Origin of the sequence: Nocardia mikamii NBRC 108933, assembly GCF_001613505.1 — a bacterium.
Taxonomy (GTDB): Bacteria; Actinomycetota; Actinomycetes; order Mycobacteriales; family Mycobacteriaceae; genus Nocardia; species Nocardia mikamii.
On the sequence record NZ_BDCM01000019.1, the window covers coordinates 123,018 to 145,116 of the forward strand.

Genomic DNA, 22,099 nt, shown 5'->3' on the forward strand with positions numbered 1-22,099 from the left:
TCGACGACCACCGAACTCCTCATGAACAGCGCACGCTACCGGTTCGTGGTCGCCGGGGACCAGAGCGCACACCGATTTCGGCCTCTGACCGGCGCAGAGACACAGCCGCACGGGGCCTCGCGGGTGGCGGCCGGTGACAGTCGCCGCGTGCTGGAGACGGGGCCGCGACCACTGGTTCGCCGAAACATTGCGGCGGACTCCCCACCGTGCCGACTGGCCGAACCTCGAGGACTCGCCAGGTCACGTGTGCACGCGGCCGAGGTGGCCGTTCCCGGAGCGGCTGGTTCGCTGAGCTGTTGCCCACGTGCCGACCGGGGCCCGGGCAGCACGCGCGATGTGGACTTGTCGGTGCCATGGGGCATGCTCTTGGCACGCAGATGTCTACGAGCCCGCCCGGAGTACACCATGTCGTCCCCACGAACCAAACCGCAACCGTTGTCCGACACCGAGATTCGACAGATAGCGGCCGAGCTCGCCGACGGCCGGCCACCCATGGTGTGGTTCACTCCGGCGGCAGTGGGAGTATCCGAGGGGCGTTCGGGCAAGGTGATCGCGCTCGGTGATCCCGCCGACGGAGACTTCCTGCAGGTCCGGCCGACCGGCTCGAAGGATGTCATGTCGTTCTCGCCGACCGAGGTGACATTGGCCAAGCCCGCCCGCAAGGACAAGCGCACCACCACATCCGAGACCACCGGCGCCACGCCGCCGGCAACGAGGAAGGACACCGCCGTGAGCATGTCGTCGTCCGTGACCGCGCCGCCGGCGCCGCCCACTCCGGCTGCGGGGCCCGCCGCGGCGTCGAAAACGCCCGCGCCGCAACCTGCTTCGGATCCGAAACCGGCCGCCAAACCCGCCGCCACGCCCGCCCGCACGCCGCGGGAGAAGCCCGCCGCGGCCGCCCGCAAATCCAAGGCACCCGAGGTGACGGTCACCCTGGCCGGCACCGCCGACGGTGAATGGACGGTCGACGTGGTGCACGGCAAGAAGCGCACCATCAAGGGGCTGTCGGTACCGGGTGCGTCGGTGGCGCAGGCCGCGAAGCTGCTGCACCCCGAGGTCGCCGAGGTCGTGGACTCCGTCCTGGACGCCGTTCGAGACTCGCAGCGCGCCAAGGTCGAACAACTGCAGGCCGAACTCGAACAGGCCCGCCGCCTCCTCGACGAACTGTCCGGATAGCCGGGCCGCGCCACATCGCCCTCCGCGCGGGCGCGAATACGCGCCCGCGGCCTTGCGTTGACACCGATGACAACGTTTAGCGTTGCGACCGCAGTGGCGAGAGGGAATTCATGCTGATCGGAGAACTGGCCGGGCGAGCGGGGACGAGCACCCGGATGCTGCGTTACTACGAGCAGCAGGGGCTGGTCCGCTCTCGACGGTCGGCGAACGGCTACCGCGTCTACGACGAACACGAGGTGGACGTCGTGCGCAAGATCCGGGATCTGCTGGAGCTGGGATTCGATCTGGCCGATACTCAGCCGTTCGTCACCTGTCTGCGCGGTGGCAACGGGTCGGGTGACGAATGCCCGGAATCGGTCGAGTCACTGCGTCGCAAATTGGCCGAGATCGACGATGCGATCGCCCGACTCGGCACCGCACGCCGGCATCTGACGGACCGGATCGACGCTGTCACCGGGCCGCCGCCGAAGTGCGCGTTCACCTGCTAACTCGGAGGTTTTCCGGATGCGTTTCGCGGTCAGCTACAGCACGGCGTTCAACGGCACCGATCCCGATCGGCTCGTCGCCTTCGCCCGGCATGCCGAAAACTGTGGATTCGAAGGGCTCTACGTCCAGGATCACATCGCGCTGTATCCCGGGGCGGACTACGGTGCGGGCGAATTGCCGCCCACCCTGCCGTATTTCGATCCGCTCGACTGCCTGAGCTTCGTCGCGGCCGCCACCCGGCGGATTCTGCTCGGCACGGGAGTGTTGTTACTGCCCTATCGCCATCCGGTCGTGCTGGCCAAGCGGCTGGCGACGATCGATGTGTTGTCCCGCGGGCGGATGCGGTTGCTCACCGTGGGTCTCGGCAGCCTGCCAGGGGAGGCCCGGGCGCTCGGGGTCGACTACCGCACCCGCGGCCGCCGCACCGACGAGGCCATCGACGTGCTGCGGCTGCTGTGGTCGGGTGGTGCGGAGGGAGTCAGCCACCAGGGTGAGTTCTTCGCCTTCGACGATCTGTGCAGCTACCCCAAACCGCATGGCGGGAACGAACTTCCCATCCACGTCGGGGGTTCCAGCGCGGCGGCCGCGCGGCGTGCCGGGCGGCGCGGCGACGGGTATTTCGCCGGTGGCATGCTGACCGAAGCCGAGCGCGACCGGCAGTTCGCGCTGGCCCGCGAGGCCGCCGTCGAGGCGGGCCGCGATCCCGCGGCTCTCGAGTACACGCGATGGGGGTCGGCCGATATCTCCGTCGACCGTGCCGGACAACTCGGCGAACACGGTGTGCATCGCCTCGTCGTCGGATTCGCCGGAGCCGAACCCGCACAGCAATACGATCAGATGTCGGAATTCGCCGAACGTTTCGCGCTCGCACCCGAAGGCGCGGGCAGCGGTGCCGACCGGCTGCCCGCGGTGTGACCGCTGCTCATACCGCCGGTTCGTGCCGGCGCGCTCGCCGCCGGCTCTCGGCTTGGGGCAGGTGGCGCAGGTCGTCGTGGAATGCGCAGCCGAGCGAATAGTCCTTGGCGTGGTACATGGCCGAATCCGCTTCGCGCAGTAGGTCGTAGATGGTGGCGTCGGTGCTGCGCGGGCCGCTGCAGGCGATGCCGATGCTCGCGCCGATGGTCACCTCGGTGACCGACAGTTCGAAGGGTTTGCCGAAAGCAGCCAGCAGTTTCTCCGCGAGGACGGCCGCCTCGGCGCGGTTGGCGCCGGCCAGCACCACGAATTCGTCGCCGCCGTAGCGGGCCGCGACGTCGTCGCGGTGGATGACGCGGCGAATGCGGGCGGCGGCATTGGCGATGAGTTCGTCGCCGACCGCATGACCGTAGCTGTCGTTGATGGTCTTGAAGCCGTCCAGATCGAGGAACAGCAGGCAGATCGGGCGGCCGGTCCACAGTTCGCGATTGCGGGCCGGGGCGCGCAGCAACGCGGACCGGTTGAGCAGGCCGGTGAGCATATCGTGGTCGGCCTGGTATTGGGCCCGGCGCTCGCTGCGCGCACTGCGCACGATCGCGCGCTCGCTGCGCACCAGCACACCCACCAGCAGCGTGGCGAGCAGGGCGGATACCACTACCCGGTCCACCGTGCCGACCCGCGCGCCGACGGTCGGCACCAGCGAGGCGACCACCAGCGTCACCGCGATCACGCTGGCGCGCTGGCGGGACCGGTGCGGATGTACCCGCCGGGCGCCGCCGAGGGTGACCATGGTCGGATGCAGCGCCGCCAGCCCCACCATCGCGTAGGCGACGAGCAGCGGCGTCAACAGCATGCGTGCGTCGAGATGCACCGATCCGGCGGATTGCAGGTTGTAGCCGAGGTCGGCCACCAGGATCGCCAGCAGGCCGACGTGCACCAGCCGCAACGAGGTCTCCGAACGCGACGACGTGACCACGGAGTGGGTGACCAGTGTCAGCAGGAGGGCGTCGATCACCGGATAGATCGGCATGATCAGCGTCGCGGCATCCCACTGCCGGGTGTTGTGCAGGACGGGGGAGATGAGAAAGGTCCACGAGGCGAGCAGGGCGCCGAGTGCGATCAACCCCGAATCCAGCACCAGATCGCGCTGGCAGCTGGAGCGCCGTGGCCACAGCCAGAGGAAGGCGGCGACGCCGACTCCGCCGTAACCGGCCAGCGTCGCCAGATCGTCGTAGGGCGGGAATCCGCTGCCGGTGAAATCGCGCAGCAGCGTTCCGGCGGCGAACAATACGCCGGAGAGGGCGAGCAGATACCAGGCCGCCGGTGCGGGCGGCCGATGCCGCCGCACGCCCGTCCCGATCATCGTCAGCGTCGCCACGACGACACCCAGCACCGCCGTCAGCGACAGCGCCGGTGATTCGGCGGTGGCCAGGACCACGACGATCAGGACGACGGCAGCCGATAGTGCTGTGCGCCAGAGCTTTTCCGGCGGCCAGGTGCGTAGCGGCCGGATGCGGGTGGTGTGGTGGTGCTGTGTGCCGGATGTCATCAGCCCCCCTGGTCCGCGTCGTCGTCGATGAACCGAGCCGCGTAGTAGGTTTGTGAATCCTCGATCGCGACTTCCACGTTCGCCTGTTCACCGATCGCACTGCGCAGTGCGTCGGCGAACGAGAATTGAGAATTGTTGTACGAGCAGATGTCCCAGCCGACGACCCCACCATCTGCCGCCAGGATCTGGACAACTGTACTGATCATGGCATGAAAAGCCACCCCGTGTCGCGCAGTTGGGGTAACAAGGGTGAAACCTGCATAGTAAATCGCATTGCGCTCGGCGTGTTGCGGAAACCGTGTCGCAAAGTACTCGGGACTGATCCACGGCACGGTATCCAGATGCCGGGTCAGGGTGGTGAGTCCGATCGGTTCGCCGGCCGGGGTGCGGGCGACGATCTTGTCGACCCGGGTGTCGGTCATCTCCGCGCGGAACTCGTTGCGATGCAGCACCTGCCGGGCGACCGCCTGCGCTCGCAGCGGTCCGAAGGCCTGCTCGTAGAGGTCATGGAAGAGCTCGACCTCGGCGTCCACGATCGCCGCCTCGAGGGTGATCTCGACGCCCGGCCACGACGCCCCGGGGCCGAGCGCATCGTTCACGGACGATCCCAGCCGCTGGCCCGGTACGCGGCCAGCACCAGCGCACACGTGTCGCGGCCGTCGGCGCGCGCCGCGACGGTGGCGGTGTGGATCGGGCCGAACCGTCCCGGCCGCGCGGCGGTCATATCGGCGAGGCTGGCGTGGATGAGATCGTCGACCTGCTCGGTCGTTTCGGCGGCGTGTTCGACGAACAGGCCCGCGCCGGAACCGTCCGCACACAGCGTCCAGCCGATCCCGGCGGCCGCGGTGGCGCCCCGCGCCCGCGCGTGCCCGAGAGCGTAGACGCAGTAGAGACGGTCGCCCCAGCCGATCCGCTGGCGCACCCGCGCGGTGCGCCGCAGCTGTGCCCGCGGGGGGATCACCGACGATAATCGGATCAGATTCGCTTCTCCCACACCGAGTTCGCACAGGGCCGCGTCGAAGGCGGCCACCTCGGTCGCGCCCGTTCCCGTCGCCGTGCCGATCTCGATCGTCAGCGTCGCGGATCCGTCGCGATCGCGATCACGGCGGCCGAGGGGGTCGAGCGAAGTATGAGTTGTGAGCATCGTGTTCGATCCTTCCCGGGCACACCAGTGTTGCATTTTGCAGGGCGGCGTTTCTCTAAATTCCTTCTTCGAAGAGTCGCAGATCGACTCGACGCGCGCCGCGCGGGACACGGACTGGCCGCGGAGATGCACTGGGGCGCGCTACGATCCGGGCACATCGTGACCCGGTCGACCGCTGGTCTTTCCGACAGGAGATCCGTATGCAGCCTCTAGCTCAGCTACCGCACCGGTTCGATTCAGCGGCGGCGGTGCTGGGTGCGGATCAGCTCCGGCTCGATGCCGCACCCGTCGATTACGCCTTGGTCGCCGTGTATTTCGTGTTCGTACTCGGTATCGGACTGATGGCCCGCGCGCGGGTCTCCTCGAGTATCGATTTCTTCCTGTCGGGTCGGTCACTGCCAGCCTGGGTCACCGGCCTGGCCTTCATCTCCGCGAATCTCGGTGCGGTCGAGATCATGGGGATGTCGGCCAACGGCGCCGAATACGGCATGCCGACCATGCACTACTTCTGGATCGGCGCGGTGCCGGCCATGCTGTTCCTCGGCGTGGTGATGATGCCGTTCTACTACGGCTCCAAGGTCCGCAGTGTGCCGGAGTTCATGCGGCGCCGTTTCGGCACCGGCGCGCATCTGGTGAACGCGATCAGCTTCGCACTCGCCCAGGTGCTGATCGCCGGGGTCAATCTCTACCTGCTGGGTTCGATCGTCAACGTGCTGCTGGGCTGGCCGCTCTGGGTGTCGGTGATCGTCGCGGCGTTGATCGTGTTGTCCTACATCACCCTCGGCGGCCTGTCGGCGGCGATCTACAACGAGGTGCTGCAGTTCTTCGTCATCGTCGCGGCGTTGTTGCCGCTCACGCTGGTCGGCCTGCATCGCGTCGGCGGTGTGAGTGGTTTGAAGGACCAGGTGACCGCCCGGCCCGACGGCTCCGAACAGTGGCATTCGTGGCCGGGCCACGAGCTGAGCGGTTTCTCGAACAACGTCCTGTCGGTGACGGGCATCGTGCTCGGTCTCGGCTTCGTGCTGTCGTTCGGTTACTGGACAACGAATTTCGTCGAGGTGCAGCGCGCGCTGGCGACGCATTCGATCTCGGCCGCGCGGCGCACCCCGATCATCGGCGCCTACCCCAAGATGTTCATCCCGTTCATCGTCGTCATCCCCGGCATGGTCGCCGCCCTGCTGATCCCGCAGATCGCCGAGTTGAAGAACACCGGGCAGGGCGATGCGACCTACAATCAGGCGCTGCTCTATCTGATGAAAGAGGTTCTGCCGAACGGCCTTCTGGGCGTCGGCCTGGCGGGTCTGCTGGCGGCGTTCATGGCCGGGATGGCGGCCAACATCTCCGCGTTCAACACCGTCTTCAGCTACGACCTGTGGCAGCAGTACGCGGTCAAGGACAAGCCCGACGGGTACTACCTCACCGTCGGCCGCCTCGCCACCATCGGCGCCACGGCCATCGCGATCGGTACCGCGTTCATCGCGGGCAGCTTCTCGAACATGATGGACTACCTGCAGACGCTGTTCTCGTTCTTCAACGCGCCGCTGTTCGCGACCTTCATCCTCGGTATGTTCTGGAAGCGGATGACCCCGACCGCCGGTTGGGTCGGCTTGGTGTGCGGAACCCTCAGCGCGGTGGTGATTTTCATCCTGAACAAGGCCGAGGTGTTCCATCTGTCCGGGCAGGGGTCGAGTTTCGTCGCCGCCGGTGTGGCCTTCGTGGTCGATATGGCGCTCAGTATCGCGGTGAGTATGTGGACCACGCCCAAACCCGACGCCGAACTGGTCGGGCTGGTGTATTCGGAGACGCCGAAGGACCAGCTCACCGATCCCGATGCCGCGACGCTGCCGTGGTATCAGCGACCGGTGCTGCTCGCCGGGATCGCCCTGGTCATCGTGATCGCGCTGAACATCTTCGTCGGATGAGGAAGTGACACCATGCTTTTCGATATCCGGACCATCGTCGGTGCCCTGCTCGGGTGCTACGGCCTGATCCTCGTCGTCACCTCGCTCGTCCACGACACCGCCGCCGAGCGGGTGCGCACGGGGGGATGGAATATCAACCTCTGGGCCGGGATCGGGATGCTCGTCGCGGCGGCGGCCTTCCTGCTGTGGGTGGTGCTACGCCCGGTCCGCGAACTCACCGAATCCGAACCGGAACAGCCCGAGACCGAGACACCCGGCGGACCCGCGGAACCCTAGCGGCCCAACGCTATCGGCCGTCCTGTTCGAGCACGTCGACCACGTGCTCGGCGATGGCCATACTCGAGGTGGCCGCGGGGGAGGGTGCGTTGCGCACGGCGGTGATCGGGCCGAGACGGTGGATGCGGAAATCGTCGACGAGTTCCCCGGCGGCGTCGACGGCCTGCGCCCGCACACCCGAACCGGCCCGGAACACGTCGCGCACGCCGATATCCGGGACATACCGTTGCGCCGCCCGCATATACGCGCGCGCCGACAGCGAGCCGTGGATTTCCCGCACCCCGGTGCGCCAGTGCCGGCGCGCCATCCGCCACGACCCCGGCCAGGCCGCGAGCTCACGCAGGTCCCGCGCGGAAACCGCGGACCGGCGATATCCCTCGCGGGAGAGGGCGAGCACCGCGTTCGGCCCCACCTCCACCTCCCCGTTCACCCGGCGGGTGAAATGCACGCCGAGAAAGGGGTACCGCGGATCGGGTACCGGGTAGATCAGTCCGCGCACCAGATCCTGCTTCTCCGGCCGGACCAGCATGTACTCGCCCCGGAACGGAATGATCCTGGGCCCAGGCTCGTCTCCGGCCAGCCCGGCCACGGCATCGCTGTGCAGGCCCGCGCATACGACGAGCCGATCCACCACGATCTGCGCGGCGCCCGAGCCGAGGCGGATGCCGTCCGGGGCGCGCGTGACGCCGGTGACCGGAAAGGACAAGCGGATCTGCCCGCCCGCGGCGGTGATGTCGTCGGCGAAGGCGGCGGCGATCCGGGGAAAGTCGGTGATGGCGGTATGCGGCGAATGCAGCGCGGCCAGGCCCGTCGCATGCGGTTCGATCTCGCGGAGCTCGCCGGCATCGATACGCCGCAGTCCCGGCACGCGATTGCTGCCCGCTCGCTCGGCCAGCGCGTCCATCCGCACCACGTCGTCCGGGGTGACCGCGACGACCAGTTTGCCGACCTCCTCGTAGGGCAACCGCTTCGCGGCGCAGTAGTCGCGCAGCAGCTGCCGTCCGCGGGCGCACAGGGTGGCCTTCAGCGACCCGGGCTCGTAATAGATTCCGGCATGGACGACTCCGGAGTTGTGCCCGGTCTGGTGGGCCGCGACCCGATCCTCCTTGTCCACCACGACGACCCGGGTGCCGGGCCGGCGGCGGCTGATTTCCCGGCCGATCGCCAGTCCGATGATGCCGGCGCCGATGATGCCGACAGTCTGCTCCGGCACGCTCACTCCCACTCTCGCCCGTGATCGGCCATGACGTTCGTCGTCAATGTACGGGCGGTCTCCGGCGTCGGCGTCCCCGGGGCCGTCCGGGCGGCGGCTAGTGCCGAGACCGGTTCCGCGTGAACATCGTGGCGGCGGCGAGAACACCGAGTGCGCCGAGCACGATGCCGATGCTGCCCAGCCATCGCGCGGTGGTGTCGGTCTCGTGTTCCTCGGCCGCGGCGGCGGTGTGGACGTCGCCGTGGTTCTGCGCCCCGCCCTCGTGCGCCGGCGCCAATGCCAGTGTCGGCGCGGGGAATTCGGGTTCGGTGTCTCCGGAGGCGGGCTGGTCCCATGTCACGACCCGTCCGTCGGCGTAGGTCTGGGTGGCGGGCAGCGTCACGGTGTCGGCGTCCGGCAGGCCGTCGGCCAGCACCGAGAACTGTTCGAATTGCCCGGTCCCGATGCCGCCGCCCGGATCCGCCATCCACGTGACGGCGACGACCCGGTGGTTGTCGTCGCGGGTGACCTTCGTCTTCCAGCCCGGCACCGGTTCGGTTTCGGCTTCCGTCAGGGCCGGAAGCCGCACGCTCAGTTGTGTGGTGGCGCTACCGGTCGCCGATTCGTTGGGTACCCGGAAGGTCAGCACGGCCGAACCGCCGCGCGCCGCGTCCGGACCGGACACGGTGACGTGGGCCGATGCGGGGGCGGCGGCGAGAACGGAAACCGCCGCGGCGGCGATACCGGTGCGTGCGGTGCGGTGGAGCCAGGAATCGTTCATAACGCGGTCACTCCTTCGCGAAAGGGGGAGCGGAGACAACCTGTGCCGATCGTCTGCACGATATCCCGGAAGGGCGGTGCCGGTGCCGATCCCCGCGGATTGCGCTGGGCGCCTTCGCTGTTCGGCTGTCGGTGCGTGGCCCGGCCCCCGGTATCCGGTAGGTCACCGGATACCGGGGTGCGGTCGCCGCGTGGTCCCGCTACCTCACTTCGCGGGGAACGGAGAGTTCACCGTGGTGAAGTACTGGGCCGCGGCCATGACCGCGACGGGGGCCGTGACGAGCAACTGACCCGCGAGGGTGCCCAGTGCGCCGATGGCGACGATGCCGCCGAGGCAGCCGACCACCGCGGCCGGGACGAACGGGCCGAACATGCCGACGATGGTGGCCGCCGCGATGGTCGCGCCCGCGATTCCGCCCAGGACACAGCCGATTCCGGCGCCACCGATGCCGCCCACCAGGGTGCCGATCGAAGCGCCGGCGCTGAGGGTGCTGGTCATCCGGCTCCACGCGGCCTGCTCCCGGTCGTACGGGGTCTTCCACGGCGCGCTGTCCTCGAACGGCATCGCGACCGGCTGGTACGCCGCGTGCGCGAGGTCGAACTTCGGGGTCAGGGTCGCGGTGCGGTCGTGGATCTGCGCCTCGATCGGGAAGACGAAGTCGTCGACCCGGAAGGACAGCTGCGTGCCGGCCAGCACGGTGCCATCTGCCGCCTTGACGGTGAATACGCCGTCGTCGGCCGACAGTGATCCGGCGTCGGTGGAGATGAGGGTGCCGGTCGGCGTCGTGGTCGCCTGGAAGCCGACCGCACCGGCGTCGGTGGGGGCGGCGCCCGCGGTGGCCGTGCTCAGGCCCAGGGCGGCGGCGACGAGAGCGGCGGTGGCGGCGATGTTCTTGATTCCCATGGTGATGAATCCCTTTGCGGTATCAGGTAGATGAAAGTTGCTGTGGGTGTGCCGAGTGCGCCGAATGCGGGCATGAAGCGGCCCCGGACGACCGAAGACGGTGTGTCCGACGGATTACGGCGCAATCGGTGATGCCGGCCGATCGCTGTCGGCGGCTGTCACGGCCCGGCCGAGCGCGCGGTCCATCGCACGGGCGACTCGGCGTCGCTCGTGTGAGCGGGAAAGATGTTCCGGCGCAGCCGAATTACGTCGGCAGGTGTCGTGACCGAATGCGATTCAGGACTTCAGGCGACGACTACTTCCCGGCGTCGTCCGGCGATCAGGCCGGCGACGATATCGACGATCAGGAATGCGAGCAGGCTCACGCCCAGCACCGGTGCGAACCAGCCGATCCCCACGGTGACCGCGACCAGCGGGACGCTGATCCACAGCGGCGCCCGTCGCAGCACTCCGCGTGCCGGTGCCCGCCCGAAGGTGAACGGGCTGTTCTCGCGGGTCGGACGCCGCCGCCACCACATCAGATAGCCGCGTCCGATCACGGTGATCAGCGCGATCATCGTGGCCAGCAGCAACAGCTGATTGGCGAGGCCGAACAGCATGCCCATATGCAGCGCAATGCCCCAGTTGGCGAGTTTGGCCATCAGCGGCCAGTCCGCGTAGCGCAGGATGTCGGTGACATCGCCGGTCTTACCGTCCACCGCGATCGCGTCCTGGGTGTAGACCCCGGACAGGCGGCGTTCCTTGACGGTGAAGGCGGTGGTGTCCTTCGCCGGGATCGTGATCTCGACCGGACCGTCGATACCGTGCCCGCGGGCCACCGCCAGGACCTTGTCCACTCGAGCGGCGCGGTCGGCGGGAACGGGCATCGACATGCCGTGTCCGCCGGTGTGGTCGGCGTGTTCACCGCCGGCCGGCATCGACGGCATCGGTGCACCCGGCAGTGCCGTGGCGACGACCGGGGTGGTCCAGTTCAACTGCTGCCGCAGCGAGGTGATGTGCTGTCCCGCATGCTGCGACCAGGTCATACCGGTCGCCGAGAGGAACAGCAGCGGCAGCACGATCCACATCCCGACCGCGGCATGCCAGGTGACGCTGCGCGGGCGACCGGCCTTCGACCGATCCGGCCACAGCAGCCGCCGTGCGGAACCGCGCGAACGGCGCAGCCACATCACCACGCCGGCGAGGGCGATGATCCACATCCACGACGCGGCCATCTCACTGTAGAGCCGGCCCGCATCGCCGAGATGCAGGTTCCGGTGCAGCACATCGATCCAGGTGCGCAGCGGCAGCGCACCCGTGCTGCCGTAGACGACGCTGTCGCCCACGGAGGTCGCGGTCACCGGGTCGACGAAGACCGCGCGCCGCTCGGATTCCCCGAGGCTCGGATCGGTGAAGATCACGCGCGTGGTGTCGCCCGCGTGCTGCGCCGGGTCGACCGCGACCAGCGCCAGCGTCGGTTCGGTGGCCACACCCGCCGCGATCTGTTCCGACAGCGGTCGCGCCGGACCCGTCGAATCGACATGCAGCAGGTCACGATTCACGATCGACTCGATGCTGGGCGCGACCGCGTACAGTGCCCCGGTCACCGCTGCGATCAGGATGAACGGCGCGACGAAGACGCCCGCGTAGAAGTGCAGCCGCATGGCCAGCGCCTGCACCGCGCGCGACGGGCCGGACCGAGACGGTCGCGACCGGTCCGAACCGGGTGGTGATTCATGCGCCGCGTCGGGCGGCGACTGCTCTGGCTGCGGCGGCTCGGTGCCCGCGGCCGGAATATCGGTGATGCTCACTGGTAGTGCTCCTGTTTCGAGGGCACCCACATCGTTGTGCGCGACATCGCCTCGCCGGCGTCCGGCCGACCGCACCTGCTGGTGATGAATCAGCTGCGGTGCAGTCGGATCCGGCCGCGCGTGGTCCTGGAGTTCCGCCGCACTGGGACTGTGGCGGTACTACGGTCCGCGGGCCGTGGGGCCGTGCGATGCCGGCCGATGACGCGGTGCACGCACCGGTGCCGTTCGGAGCCTCCGAATCGGCGCGGGTCGACCGCGGATCGGATGCGGCGTCGGATCCCGAGGCCGTCGATCTGCTGCCCGGACCCACGCCACAAGCGCCCGAATCGGTGCACCGATCGTCCGTAACTCGGTGTCGGCGACAGTGATTCGCGAATGTGGGTGTTGAGATGACTCAGCAGTACGCAGGGAGCGGTGGTCCGCGGGTGCGGAAGGTTTCGGTGGGGAAGATCCGCAGGATCACCCGGTCGCGGTGGACGCTGCGGGGAAGGATCGGTTCGCCGATCGCCGGGAGGCTCACCGGGACCGGCAGGACACGCGCGACCGCGGTACCGATCCGGTAGGCGGCCTCGGCGCCGAGAATGACGACGGCGGCGCACACCGCGCCGACCAGGTGGGCGCCCAGCATGGCGGGCGTCCACAGCGGCATATCGTGCATCTGCGCCATATCGGCCGACATCACCAGGTGGCCGATCAGCTGTCCGCCCCACAGGGCCGTGACCAGTCCGACCGCGGTGGTGCGCAGCGGTGCCAGCCCTGCGACGAGCGCGCCGACCGCCGTGGAGGCGGCCACCAGCAGCATCAGCGTGCTGGACTGCACCGGCATCCCGCCCGCCGCCCAACCGTGCGCGGCGATCGACAGCGCTCCCGACACGGATCCGGCCGACGCGCCCCGCAACCGCGCCACCGCGGCCCGACGCGTACGCGTCGACACCTGGGCGCGGGCCGAGACGCGGCCGGACGGGGGAAACACGAGCTGAATGATAGCCGACCGCTTCGAAGCCAATTCACAGATACGTCAAACTCATTCCGCGTGGAAGCTCCGCGGAAACGCCATCGGCCCGGGAGTCACGCTCCCGGGCCGATGCGTGCCGGACGACTCAGTCGCCGCTGACGTCCATCTCCGTCAGCGGCTTGCGCAGCAGCTTGCCGGTGGCGTTGCGGGGCAGCTCGTCGAGGAAGATCACCTCGCGCGGCACCTTGTAGCGCGCCAGGTTCGCCTTGACGTAGTCCTTGATCTCCTGGGCGTCGCGCCGGGAATCGGGACCGGGAACGACGAAGGCGCGCAGGCGCTTTCCGAACTGCTTGTCGTCGACGCCGACGACGGCGGCCTCCTGCACGTCGGCGCGGTCGGCGATGAGATGCTCGACCTCCTGCGGGAAGACGTTCTCGCCGCCGGAGACGATCATGTCGTCGTCGCGGCCGTCGATGAACAGCAGCCCGTCCTCGTCGAAGTGACCGACGTCGCCGCTGGACATCATGCCGTCCACGGTTTCCTTGGTACGGCCGTCGGTGTAGGCCTTGAACGAGTGCGCGTTCTCGATGAAGATCGTGCCGGTGACGTTCGGTTCCGTGATGCGCTTGCGGTTCTCGTCGAACAGCGCCAGCCGGATGCCGAGCGGCGGACGGCCCGCGGTGCTCGGCGACTTGCGCAGATCCTCCGGGCTCGCCACGGTGATCAGCGCGCATTCGGTGGAGCCGTAGACGTTGTAGAGCACGTCACCGAAGTAGTCCAGGCTGCGCGTCACGACGTCCGGCGGGATAGCCGAACCCGCGGCGAAGATCATCCGCAACGAGGACATGTCGTACTTGGCGAGCGTCTCGGGCGGCAGGTCCAGCATGCGCTGCAGCATGGTGGGCACCACCACCAGCGACTCCGCCTTGTACTTGTCGATGTTGGCGAGCGTCTTCTCCGGATCGAAACGCCGCTGCTGGAAGATCATCCGGTTGCCCAGCGAGAGCCCCAGGGTGAACTGCGACAGTCCGGTGGCGTGGAAGACCGGCGCCGCGACCACCATGGAACCGTTGCGCGGCAACGGAATCCGGTCCAGGAACTGGGCGGAGATGAACGGGCTGACCTTGTCGCGCGGCGCGCCCTTGGGGGTGCCGGTGGTGCCGGAGGTCAGAATGACCATGCCGCCCGGTTTCGTCGGCGCGGCCACGGCGTCGGGGGAGTGGCCCTCGCGCAGCGAATCCACGGTCGGGATCGCGGGATCGACGTTGTCGGACTCGTCCACCCAGGTCAGGATGCGGGGGATCTCGTCGGGGATGGCGCTCATCAGATCGAAGAACTCGCTGTCGTGCAGCACCAGTTTCACCTGCTCGCGCGTGGCGACGCCGGCGAACTGCGGCTTCGCGAAGCCGGTGTTCATCAACACCGCGCGCACCCCCAGTTTGCCGGTGGCGGCCAGGCTCAGCACCATGCCGCGGTGGTCGCGCGCCAGCAGCGCCACCACATCACCCTCACGCAGGCCGTGCGCCGCCAGGCCGCGAGCCAGCTGGTTGGACTGCTCGTTGACCTCGGCGAAGGTCAGCTCGCCCCGCTCGTCCAGCAGCGCCGCGGACTTCGGATTGGTCTTCGCGGCGTGCATGATCACGCCCGCGAAGGGTCCGAACTTGGTGACGTTGAGCGCCGAGCTGACCGCATGGTCCGGTCGCAGCGGGCTGAACAGCCCGCGTTTGCGCATGACGTTGACCCCCAGAGCCAGATCTCCGGCCTTTCGGAGGGCAGTGCTTGCTGACGGAAGGACAGCTGACATAGGTACAACCTTCCGCGGATTCCGCCAGGCAGGCGGGACCGCAACATCGAGATCCAGTGCCTGCTAACCCTAGCAAGCAGGGGTGCGTGAATGTGGTTCGCGTCTCTGTAACCGACGGTACCGAACAACTGGTCGGGTGACCGGTCAGGTGATCTGGTATTCGACCAGTGCCCGGCGCAGCAGCTTGCCGGTGGCGTTGCGCGGCAGATCGTCGAGGAACACCACGTCACGCGGCACTTTGTAGCGGGCGAGGGTGCCCTTGACGTAGGCCTTGATCTCGTCGGGATCCAAGGTGACACCCGGCTCGGGCACGACGAAGGCGCGCAGCCGCTTGCCGAATTCCACGTCGTCCACGCCGACCACCGCCGCGTCGAAGATGTCCGCCCGCTCGAGCAGCAGGTTCTCGACCTCCTGCGGGAAGACGTTCTCGCCGCCGGAGACGATCATGTCGTCGTCGCGGCCGTCGACGAACAGCAGTCCGTGTTCGTCGAAGTGGCCGACGTCGCCGGAGGACATATAGCCGTCGATGATCTGCTTGTGCCGTCCGTCGGTATACCCGCCGAACGGCGCACCGGAGCGAATGAAAATGCGCCCCTTGACATTCGCGCCGTGCACCCGCTTGTCGTTCTCGTCGAACAGGACCACTTCGCAGGTGATGGGCGCGCGTCCGGCGGTGCCGGGGGCACGGGCCAGATCGGCCGGCTGCGCCACCGTCGCCACCGCGCATTCGGTGGAGCCGTAGAGGTTGTAGAGCACCGGGCCGAACGCCTCGGCGGCACGCACCGACAGTTCCGGAGACAGCGCCGAACCGGCCAGCACAATGGATTTCAGCGAGGACAGGTCGTAACGCTCGCGCACGGCCGGATCGAGCTCGACCATGCGATGCAGCATCGTCGGCACCGCTACCAGCAGGTCGACGTCATGTTCGGCGATCAGAGCCAGGGTGCGCTCGGCGTCGAAGCGTCGCATCATGACCGTCGTCGCGCCGAGAGCGGTGGCGACCAGCCAGGTGGCCTGGCCGGTGCTGTGGAAGATCGGCGAGACGATGAGCATCGTGCCCTGCGGCGGGAACGGGATCCGATCCGCGATCTGTGCCGAGGAGATCGGCGAAACCGCTTCGCGGGGAGCGCCTTTCGGCAGGCCGGTGGTGCCGCTGGTGAGGATCACGAAGCCGCCCGGCTTGGCCGGCAGCGGCAGCTCGTTCGGTGGGTGGGCGGCGATCAGTTCCTCGATCGTTATTGCGCCCGTGGGCAATTCGGCGCCGTCGTCGACCCAGGTGATCACCCGCGGCAGCTCCGGCGGCAGCGCGTCGAGCAGGCCGACGAATTCGCTGTCGTGCAGCACCACCTTCACGTGCTCGCGTTCGCAGACCTGCGCGAACTGCGGCTTCGCGAAGCCGGTGTTCATCAGCGCCAGCCGCGCACCGGCTTTCCCGGCGGCCGCCATCGCCAGCAGCAGTCCGCGGTGATCGCGGGCGAGAATGCCGATCACGGTTCCCGGTTCGACGCCGAGCGACTGCAGCCCGCGCGCCAGCCGCGTGGAATTGTCGTCGAGTTCGCGGAAGGTCATACTGCCGTGCTCGTCGACCAGCGCCGGCCGCTGCGGCCACATCCGCGCGGCATGCCGCACCATCGTCGCCTGCGGCCCGAGCCGGCGCCCCTCCTTCGCCGACAACAGCGTCTCACCCAGATTGCGCGGATCGATGAAGCCGCGCTCCCGCAGCACATTCAACGCCCGCACCGCCTCGGTCACCTCGACCGCCTTGCGCGCGACCCCCTGCAGAACCGACCCGATACCGACGCCCACGTCAACCACCTCCACACGACCCGATCGCGTGCTGGGGACGGTAGCAGCCGCAAGTGTGACTTGGTACACACTTCCGGTCAACAGCTTGGCCTCGATTGTGGGTGGGACATCGTGCGGAGCCGAGGAACGCGCGCTCGGATTCGCGCTGCGGGTCACCGGGCCGGCGCGGCGCCCTCCGGATCGTCCTCGGGCGGAACCGGAGCACGCAGACTGGGGGCGCCGGGGAGCAGATCGGGCAGCTCGGGTAGAGGGTCGACGATGTCGGCCACCGGTGCCACTGCCTCGGCGGTGTGCTTTTCGGCGTGCATCGCGGCCTCACGGATGACTTCGGTCAGTTTGCGGGCGAGATCTTCCGGCTTGTTCCGCATGGCCGCCGGCTCCAGCTTTATCTCCGTGACCACCCCGGCGGAGTCGACGCTCACTTCGATCGCGCCGTCCGTCGAACGTGCTTGGATCCGAAGGGAATCGAGTCGCCGGCGAATCTCGGCCAGACTCGCCATCTGCTCCTCGTAATTGTCGAGGAGCTGATTGACTTCCGTGCGGGCCAGGTGCCGGAAATCGTCGCCGGCCGCGGACAGCGGATCCACTACCGGATCCCGTCTTCGGATTTCGGCCGGCCTGCCCCACCCATGCGGTCGCACTCCGTTTCCGCCGTTCGCTGTGCCGAACGGGCCTGTATCGACGGTGTGCTTGCCATCCAACCAGTACGCCGCCGGCTTTCCCAGATGTGGGAAACGAGGAGAAGGGACGGAGAATCGTCGGCATCGGCAACAGGAGCGAGGTGGTCGAAGTGGGGCAGGAGCTGTCGATCGACGAGGCTCGGCTCCGCGCTGTCGTCCAGGAGTACGAGTCGATCGCGAGCGAGGCTCGCCAGATCTACAACGAGCTTCGCGACCACTTCGCGAGGGTCGGCAAATTCTGGGGCGACGACGAACCCGGCCACACCTTCGCCAAGACGTTCGAGCCCGACTCCCGGACCCTGCTCGACAACATGAATCGCACCCTCGGGGCGCTGACCGAAGAAGGGAAACTGCTTTCGGGCATCGCCGATCGTTTCGAGGAAGCCGACCGGGACGGCAGGACCTCTATTCTGGGTGCGGGCGACGATCGCGAAACGCCGACGGGCACAGGGCAATTCACGGCCGGCGGGCCGGAATCGGCGGCCCCGGGTGTGGTCGGTACGCCGAACTCCGCCGCTCCGGTCGCCCGAGTCCCCGTGTCATCGCCGGCTCAGCGTGCGGGCGATACTGCGGCCGAGCCGGTTTCGCCGGCCGATCCGGCTCATCAGAGTGCGCAGAATCAGCCGGCGGCGGCTTCGTCCGACGCTGCGCCGAATTCTCCGTCGGCGATGTCCGGCGGAGGTAATGGCGTCACCGACGCGCCGGCGCCGTCGGTGGGCAACGCGCCACCGGCGTCGGGAGTGCTTCCCCCATCGGAGGCCAAAGGCCCGGCGTCACGGTCGATTCCGGAGACCGCGCCGGCGAAGAAGGCCGACGCCCCGGGATCCGCCGAATCACAGCGGTCGAACACACCCTGGTCGGGCCGTTCGGAGAGTGCCGGCCCGAGGCCGGACCCGGCACGCAAAGTCTCGGCTCCGTCGACGCGCGGAGGACGACCGAGTACGCCCGGGGCGCCGAAGGCCCCGGCGAAGGGCGCTCCGGGAACTCCGAAACGCGTTCGGCGCGAGAACAAGCGGGTCGAGGCACGACATGCGACGTCGGACGAAGGGCAGGAACTCGCCGAGGCGCTCATGAGACGCCACGGTCTACAGGTGACGGGGTTCGACACCCCCGGGATCGCCCTCGATACGCTGCGCGAAATCGCACAGGCCCTCGACGACGTACTCACCGCCCACCCCTACCTCGACCTGCCCGAATTCGCGATCGCCGAATGCGGGGACGCCGTCACGCGGCTCGACTGGGTTCGCAGTTCGGACGACGGTGAACACATCCCGCGAGTGAAACGTCTGATCCTGAACGTGGCGACTGCCAAAAATACCGACTCGCTTACTCGGAAAGTGTCCGCGGAAACCGAACGTGGCGGTGTCTCTCGTGGTTCCGCCGGAAGGCCGTTGTATTCCACGGTCGTCCGGGAACTCGGTCATGCCCTCGATGTGACAGGCGGTCTTCGCGCCCACTCGCTATCGCAACGGACATTGATTTCCGAGTACCTGTCGGAGTGTGGCGACAGCCGGTTCGAAACTCCGCTCGGCGTCGTCGTCACCGATTACCGGCGGTGGCGGGGTCGGTTGAGCGGATACGGCTTCCCGCACGGCAGATTCGAACCGGGAAGGGCGCTGGCCGACGCGTTCGCCGAGGTGCAGCTCGATGCGGGGAAGGCCGTCGCCCCTGCGCGCGTCCTGCATCGGCTGCTCGTGACTACCGCGAAACGTCACAGCACGAAGACCTTTCCCCCTGATCGGGCGTAGCCGCGTCATGCGGAGGGACCGGCAGCGAGCGGCTGTCAGCGTGAACGGACGAATTCGGTGACCCTGCGGTTACCGCCCGAACTTCCGGACTGGGCGGTCAAAGGGGTCGCCGGCGAGAGTTTTCCCAAGTTCGACGAAGATATCGGATACGCGACGTCGGAGTGCATATCCGATTGCATGGAACGCTGGAAGAACCTGGGGCCCCGTTTGGACCGCCTCGCCGCTATGGAAAGTCTGGCCCTGTCGGGCATGACCGAATCCGAGAAAGGCGAGCTCCGAAATCGCCCGATGCTGGCGGATATCAGCAATACGCATGATTACGGGCAAAATTTGGCCGCCTTCACGTCGTCCGCCAGCGGAAATTATCAGTACACGAAATGGAGAATAATCTGGACCCTCGTCGCGATGGTGGCGATGGTGGCGACGGACATCTTCGTCGGTGGTCCGCTCAAAGCCGCGGCGGACCGGGCACGCAGCGAAGCGATAATAGTGGCCGCCCGGAACCGGCTGTTGAGCTGGGTGGAACGAATAGGAGCCGAGTCCGCGGCCAAGCGGGCTCTCATCCCCATGGCGCGGGTAGCCAGGCTGTCGGCTCCCTTCATGAAAATCGCCGGGATAGGCGCGGTCTTCGGTGGCGGTGTCGATCTCGCCGCGCAGATGTCGCAGAAATACATCGATCACCGCCGGGACGAAATCGACTTCGGCAGTGTCGGTAAACAAGCACTGCTCGGCGGCGTAACAGGCCTCGCCGGTGCGGCTTTCGGCCTGTACGCCGCACCACGCGCAGGCCGGATGTTTCAGAGATTCGCCGGCGGGGCCGGTGCGACCGCGAGCAGAGTGGTGCCGACCCTGGTAGTCGGTGTGGGGGGCGGTCTGGTCGGCAGCGTGGTGGGCGTCGGAGCCAACGCCTTGATCAGCGGCGGAAAACTCTCGGGGCAAGATCTTCTCGACGCAGCGGTCGCGGGATTCGGTGGCGGATTCGTCGGTTCGGTGATTCCGGCGGGCCGCGCGCTGAAAGGTGGGGCTTCGGCGCCGAGGCTGGCGGAACCGCCACCGACTTCTGCGCCCCGCACCGCTGGCACAGGATCGACCGGCCGACCCGGCAATAGTCTTTCACCAGTGGCACTGGGCGAGCTACACCCCCTCGACTCCGCAATCGCCCCGCCCTCCGGTCGTCGCGGCGATCAATTCGGTCTGGTGGCCGCAGCGGACCCCCACAATCCGGGGAGTCCCAACGCATTCAACGCGGGCGGCCCGAGAGGGAAGCCCGAAAGTTCGGCGAGCGAGCCCTCATCGGCGGGATCCGGAGTCGGCGAGCGGAATGCGGGGAACCCACCGGGAGCACCGGCAAGGGGTCCGGAGGCGGGCGCTCCGTCGCCGGAAGGGGCGCCGCCATTGCGAGTTTCGGTGGGTGAGGGGAGTGCTGACCCTGCGAGTGTGCCTGCGTCGCTTCCGGATCCGGGCGGGCACGCGGTCAGACCTCCTGTAGCGCCGGACGGTCCGGCCGGGGTTGCGGAGCGATCGTCGGGGACCGCGCCGGAACCTGGGCAGTCGGCGGGTCAAGGGGCGGCACCTCTGCGGGTATCGGTGGGTGAGGGGAGTGCTGACCCAGCGGGTGTGCCTGCGTCGCTTCCGGATCCGGGCGGGCACGGAATGCGGCCGTCAGCGGAGCAGGGCGGGCAGCAGCATCCGGCGAGGGCCGAGGCACCGCCTGTTACGCCGCCGCCGCGTGGACCGGCGGAGACTCCTGCGCCGGGTGGGCCTCCGGCAGCACCGCGAAGCAGTGGAGCCGGCGACGGCGGTGGTGTCACCGCCACCGGTCCTAGAAACGAGGCTCAGCCGCCATCCGGGCCGTCGGCGCCCGTCCCGCCACGGGGCGAACCGGGTTCGGGTCCGGCACCTGCGAGACCGGAAGGTGGGCAACCCGCTGAGCCGGGAGCCACTCCGGTCCCGGGTGAACCCGTGCCCGGTTCTGCCTCGGGCAGAGCGGAGGAAGGTTCGCCGTGGGGTCCGTCCGAGCCGTCGCCGTGGGGCGAGTCCACGGATTCCCCCTGGGGCGATGCCGGTGAGTCGCCGTTCGGACCGCGAGGCGAGTCGCCGTTCGGTCGGCCTCGCGAAGAAACGCCGCAGCAGCCGGAGGGAGGTGCGCCGGTGGCCGAGCGCGGCGAGGGTGCGGGTGAGGGCCAGGGCACGTCCGGAGCCGGAAAGAACGAGCCGAGCAATGAGAGTAAGGCGGGCGAGGGCACAGACGGCGACGGCAAGACGGGGCAGCCGGATGCGAATTCGGCAGAACCAGAGGGAAGTTCGCCGAAGAAGCCGGCGCCGGAATCTGTGAAAGCAGCCGAGCGGGATGAGTCGGCGGGGCGGGAAGGTGAAGCGGGTAAATCGGGCGAGGAGAGTTCGCCGCCACCTCCCCATGATCCGGACGGCGCGGGTTCGCTCGGGGAGAGGTATCGCGACGTCCTGGGCCAATTGATGAAGGACGGCGTCTCACTCAAGAGTGAGGCCGGTGCGGAGTTCTTGGCGCGAAATCCCCTGCCCGAGTTGCCCGAGGGAGTGACAGAGAGGCAGGTGTTGGATGCGATCGATTACGCCGTGCGCGCTAATCGTCGCGACGGCGGCGATGTGAACCAAGCTGTCGAGTATGTCCACAGGGGCTTGGAGCATTACAGGGAGCAGAACCGTCTGAATGCACAGTCTTCCGGTGGGACACCGCCGCTTCCGCGGGAGCCGAATGGCACGCCGAGGGCGACGCCACCGCCACCGGGCCGACCTGAGAGCCCGGCGGCTCGTCCGGGTAGCGAGGGGGACGGTAGTACAGGCAAGCCCGCGAAGAGCGGCGACGGCTCGCGTGGGGACGGTGAAGCCGGCTCGGGCGCGGGGAAGGGGAAGAAGAGCGGCGACGGTTCGGCTGGGGACGGCGAGGGCGGCTCGGGTCCGGGGAAGGGCAAGAAGAGCGACGACGGCTCTGG

Annotated in this window: 18 protein-coding genes and 1 pseudogene; 7 read left to right on the top strand and 12 right to left on the bottom strand. The window is 68.3% G+C overall.

Annotation, left to right across the window (positions count from 1 at the left end; genetic code table 11):
• The first annotated feature begins 405 nt into the window (after positions 1–405).
• The 3 genes from NMI01S_RS36310 to NMI01S_RS28555 all read left to right on the top strand — a co-directional run bounded on the left by NMI01S_RS36310 (position 406) and on the right by NMI01S_RS28555 (position 2,577).
• On the top strand, positions 406–1,176 hold the full coding sequence (locus NMI01S_RS36310; RefSeq protein ID WP_063001808.1) for a DUF6319 family protein: 771 nt from the start codon (positions 406–408) through the stop codon (positions 1,174–1,176).
• A 110-nt stretch (positions 1,177–1,286) separates the two neighbouring features.
• Complete coding sequence (locus NMI01S_RS28550) at positions 1,287–1,664, top strand: MerR family transcriptional regulator (RefSeq protein WP_063001809.1); 378 nt, start codon at positions 1,287–1,289, stop codon at positions 1,662–1,664.
• Between the two features lie 16 nt (positions 1,665–1,680).
• Positions 1,681–2,577, top strand: coding sequence for a TIGR03619 family F420-dependent LLM class oxidoreductase (locus NMI01S_RS28555; protein ID WP_063001810.1), 897 nt, complete (start codon positions 1,681–1,683; stop codon positions 2,575–2,577).
• Positions 2,578–2,584: 7 nt separating this feature from the next.
• Here the strand turns inward: NMI01S_RS28555 and NMI01S_RS28560 are convergent, their stop codons facing one another.
• Genes NMI01S_RS28560 through NMI01S_RS28570 form a run of 3 tightly spaced genes read right to left on the bottom strand, consistent with a single transcriptional unit; the run spans position 2,585 to position 5,270 of the window.
• Positions 2,585–4,126, bottom strand: a complete 1,542-nt coding sequence (locus NMI01S_RS28560) for a GGDEF domain-containing protein (protein ID WP_084513355.1) — start codon at positions 4,124–4,126, stop codon at positions 2,585–2,587.
• Positions 4,126–4,725 carry a hypothetical protein gene (locus NMI01S_RS28565; protein WP_063001811.1) on the bottom strand — a complete coding sequence of 200 codons (600 nt, stop codon included), beginning with the start codon at positions 4,723–4,725 and terminating at the stop codon, positions 4,126–4,128. The genes NMI01S_RS28560 and NMI01S_RS28565 overlap by 1 nt, the downstream gene beginning before the upstream one ends.
• On the bottom strand, positions 4,722–5,270 hold the full coding sequence (locus tag NMI01S_RS28570; protein ID WP_245717069.1) for a pyruvoyl-dependent arginine decarboxylase: 549 nt from the start codon (positions 5,268–5,270) through the stop codon (positions 4,722–4,724). The genes NMI01S_RS28565 and NMI01S_RS28570 overlap by 4 nt, the downstream gene beginning before the upstream one ends.
• Positions 5,271–5,470: 200 nt before the next feature.
• On the opposite strand from NMI01S_RS28570, the gene NMI01S_RS28575 reads away from it, so the two are divergent.
• Both NMI01S_RS28575 and NMI01S_RS28580 read left to right on the top strand, forming a co-directional pair.
• Entirely contained in the window at positions 5,471–7,192 is a 1,722-nt protein-coding gene (locus NMI01S_RS28575; protein ID WP_084513356.1) for a sodium:solute symporter family protein, read from the top strand.
• A gap of 12 nt (positions 7,193–7,204) precedes the next feature.
• On the top strand, positions 7,205–7,468 hold the full coding sequence (locus NMI01S_RS28580) for a hypothetical protein (protein WP_063001813.1): 264 nt from the start codon (positions 7,205–7,207) through the stop codon (positions 7,466–7,468).
• Positions 7,469–7,478: 10 nt separating this feature from the next.
• Here the strand turns inward: NMI01S_RS28580 and lhgD are convergent, their stop codons facing one another.
• From lhgD to NMI01S_RS35435, 8 genes are all read right to left on the bottom strand, one after another.
• Entirely contained in the window at positions 7,479–8,681 is a 1,203-nt protein-coding gene (lhgD, locus tag NMI01S_RS28585) for an L-2-hydroxyglutarate dehydrogenase (protein WP_063001836.1), read from the bottom strand.
• Positions 8,682–8,778: 97 nt separating this feature from the next.
• Complete coding sequence (locus NMI01S_RS28590; protein WP_063001814.1) at positions 8,779–9,441, bottom strand: YcnI family copper-binding membrane protein; 663 nt, start codon at positions 9,439–9,441, stop codon at positions 8,779–8,781.
• A gap of 204 nt (positions 9,442–9,645) precedes the next feature.
• Positions 9,646–10,344 (bottom strand): DUF8020 domain-containing protein, encoded by a 699-nt coding sequence (locus tag NMI01S_RS28595; protein WP_063001815.1) that lies wholly within the window; start codon positions 10,342–10,344, stop codon positions 9,646–9,648.
• A gap of 284 nt (positions 10,345–10,628) precedes the next feature.
• Positions 10,629–12,134 carry a PepSY-associated TM helix domain-containing protein gene (locus tag NMI01S_RS28600; RefSeq protein WP_369689939.1) on the bottom strand — a complete coding sequence of 502 codons (1,506 nt, stop codon included), beginning with the start codon at positions 12,132–12,134 and terminating at the stop codon, positions 10,629–10,631.
• A 394-nt stretch (positions 12,135–12,528) separates the two neighbouring features.
• Complete coding sequence (locus NMI01S_RS28610; protein ID WP_063001817.1) at positions 12,529–13,107, bottom strand: hypothetical protein; 579 nt, start codon at positions 13,105–13,107, stop codon at positions 12,529–12,531.
• Between the two features lie 127 nt (positions 13,108–13,234).
• Positions 13,235–14,893 carry an acyl-CoA synthetase gene (locus NMI01S_RS28615; RefSeq protein ID WP_063001818.1) on the bottom strand — a complete coding sequence of 553 codons (1,659 nt, stop codon included), beginning with the start codon at positions 14,891–14,893 and terminating at the stop codon, positions 13,235–13,237.
• A 144-nt stretch (positions 14,894–15,037) separates the two neighbouring features.
• Positions 15,038–16,699: an acyl-CoA synthetase gene (locus NMI01S_RS28620; RefSeq protein ID WP_439956310.1), complete on the bottom strand. Its 1,662-nt coding sequence runs from the start codon at positions 16,697–16,699 to the stop codon at positions 15,038–15,040.
• Positions 16,700–16,851: 152 nt separating this feature from the next.
• Positions 16,852–17,286 (bottom strand): YbaB/EbfC family nucleoid-associated protein, encoded by a 435-nt coding sequence (locus NMI01S_RS35435; RefSeq protein ID WP_063001819.1) that lies wholly within the window; start codon positions 17,284–17,286, stop codon positions 16,852–16,854.
• Positions 17,287–17,480: 194 nt separating this feature from the next.
• On the opposite strand from NMI01S_RS35435, the gene NMI01S_RS35440 reads away from it, so the two are divergent.
• Positions 17,481–19,127 (top strand): hypothetical protein, encoded by a 1,647-nt coding sequence (locus NMI01S_RS35440; RefSeq protein ID WP_063001820.1) that lies wholly within the window; start codon positions 17,481–17,483, stop codon positions 19,125–19,127.
• Positions 19,128–19,196: 69 nt separating this feature from the next.
• Here the strand turns inward: NMI01S_RS35440 and NMI01S_RS35125 are convergent, their stop codons facing one another.
• Entirely contained in the window at positions 19,197–20,066 is an 870-nt protein-coding gene (locus NMI01S_RS35125; protein ID WP_157126419.1) for a hypothetical protein, read from the bottom strand.
• Positions 20,067–21,278: 1,212 nt separating this feature from the next.
• On the opposite strand from NMI01S_RS35125, the pseudogene NMI01S_RS35130 reads away from it, so the two are divergent.
• Positions 21,279–22,099 (top strand): annotated as a pseudogene (locus NMI01S_RS35130) (hypothetical protein); the annotation flags it as partial.

Coding starts and splice junctions, on each gene's coding strand:
- NMI01S_RS36310 (WP_063001808.1), top strand. CDS start 406: ATGTCGTCCCCACGAACCAAACCGCAACCGTTGTCCGACACCGAGATT.
- NMI01S_RS28550 (WP_063001809.1), top strand. CDS start 1,287: ATGCTGATCGGAGAACTGGCCGGGCGAGCGGGGACGAGCACCCGGATG.
- NMI01S_RS28555 (WP_063001810.1), top strand. CDS start 1,681: ATGCGTTTCGCGGTCAGCTACAGCACGGCGTTCAACGGCACCGATCCC.
- NMI01S_RS28560 (WP_084513355.1), bottom strand. CDS start 4,126: ATGACATCCGGCACACAGCACCACCACACCACCCGCATCCGGCCGCTA.
- NMI01S_RS28570 (WP_245717069.1), bottom strand. CDS start 5,270: ATGCTCACAACTCATACTTCGCTCGACCCCCTCGGCCGCCGTGATCGC.
- NMI01S_RS28575 (WP_084513356.1), top strand. CDS start 5,471: ATGCAGCCTCTAGCTCAGCTACCGCACCGGTTCGATTCAGCGGCGGCG.
- NMI01S_RS28580 (WP_063001813.1), top strand. CDS start 7,205: ATGCTTTTCGATATCCGGACCATCGTCGGTGCCCTGCTCGGGTGCTAC.
- NMI01S_RS28590 (WP_063001814.1), bottom strand. CDS start 9,441: ATGAACGATTCCTGGCTCCACCGCACCGCACGCACCGGTATCGCCGCC.
- NMI01S_RS28595 (WP_063001815.1), bottom strand. CDS start 10,344: ATGGGAATCAAGAACATCGCCGCCACCGCCGCTCTCGTCGCCGCCGCC.
- NMI01S_RS28615 (WP_063001818.1), bottom strand. CDS start 14,893: ATGTCAGCTGTCCTTCCGTCAGCAAGCACTGCCCTCCGAAAGGCCGGA.